At 58.8% G+C, this 1,337-nt stretch carries 1 protein-coding gene; it reads right to left on the minus strand.

Annotated elements, in window-relative coordinates; translation table 11 throughout:
* Positions 1-154 precede the first annotated feature (154 nt).
* Entirely contained in the window at positions 155-1,252 is a 1,098-nt protein-coding gene (locus BUE39_RS33670) for an IS5 family transposase (RefSeq protein WP_073432981.1), read from the minus strand.
* Positions 1,253-1,337: the final 85 nt, after the last annotated feature.

Consider the following 1,337-nt stretch of genomic DNA (forward strand, 5'->3'; position numbering starts at 1 on the left):
CAGGCTGCTGAAATACAGTCCGACAGAAGCAGCCTTTCTGCACTTACGCGGCTCTCGCCACAAGGTTTATCGCATTGTGCAATTTCAACGTGAATTCCACGCTTGTTCGGCAGTTTGAGGCCAATTTCTGGCTTCATTGCCGCGTTTTTCGCTGCTACAGACGGACTTGTGTCAGTGAGCGCATGCGCACGAGGTTGTAGGCAGCCATGTTCAACACGAACATCTGGTCCACTTTCTTCAACCCGCGCACCACCACCTGGCGCATGCGCCCCACGGTCTTGGCCCACCCGAAGCCTTGTTCGATCAACTTGCGCTTTTGCTGCGAAATGGCGTAGCCCACGCTCGAGGCAATGGTATCGGGCACGGATGAACGCCGCCCCGAGGTGTTTTGCGCAACGTGCGGTGTGACCTTCATCTGCTGGCACGCCTCGATGAATTCCTGTGCGTCGTAACCCTTGTCTGCGCCCAGCGTGATTTCTGCGCTCGCATCTTCTGCCGCTTGCCGCGCGTCGTTGATCATGACCTTGGCCGCTTCGCGCTCGGCGTGCCCGTCAGCGCGCGTCACGCACGCGTTGACCACCAGACCATGTCGATTGTCGGTCAGCGTGTGGCCCATGTAACGCAATTCGCTGGCCGTATTGCCTTTGCGATAGAGCCGTGCATCGGGATCGGTCCGGGACTCATGCGTCTCGTTGCTGCGCTTCTCGCCTTTAAAGTCGCCTGCGTTGCCGCCGTCGCTGTCCTGATCGTCACTGTCCTTGGGCACGAAGCTCTTGTGCCCCGCCCACGCCTGGATCAGCGTGCCGTCCACGCTGAAGTGCTCTCCCGAGAGCAGGCACTTCTTCTCAGCGATCGCCACCACTTCGTTGAAGAATTCGATCACCGCATCATGCTTGATCAGGCGTTCGCGGTTCTTCGTGAAGACCGTCGGTACCCAAACCTCGTCATCCATCGCCAGGCCGATGAACCAGCGAAACAGCAGGTTGTATTGCACCTGATCCATCAATTGGCGCTCCGAGCGGATGCTGTAGAGCACCTGGATCAGCATGGCTCGCAGCAACTTCTCCGGCGCGATGCTCGGCCGCCCACCCTTGAGGTCGGCCTCGTACATCCCGGCAAACAACCGATCCATCTTCACCAGTGCTTCGTTCGCCATCACCCGGATCGAACGCAACGGATGCGACTTCGGAACGAAGTCGTCCAGCTTGCGCATGGAAAACAAACTCTCGGTGAATGTGTCGGCGCCGCGCATGATCTCCAAGGGGCAAGTGGGGGTCTTCCATCAACGCTTCAGGGGCCTTCAGCGATGACATTACCGCCGATACTTCAGCAGCCTG

The sequence above is a fragment of the Paraburkholderia terricola genome (assembly GCF_900142195.1).
Taxonomy (GTDB): domain Bacteria; phylum Pseudomonadota; class Gammaproteobacteria; order Burkholderiales; family Burkholderiaceae; genus Paraburkholderia; species Paraburkholderia terricola.

What these genes read in the sequence shown, in the direction of transcription:
- BUE39_RS33670 (WP_073432981.1), bottom strand. Translation starts at nt 1,252, where the DNA reads ATGCGCGGCGCCGACACATTCACCGAGAGTTTGTTTTCCATGCGCAAG.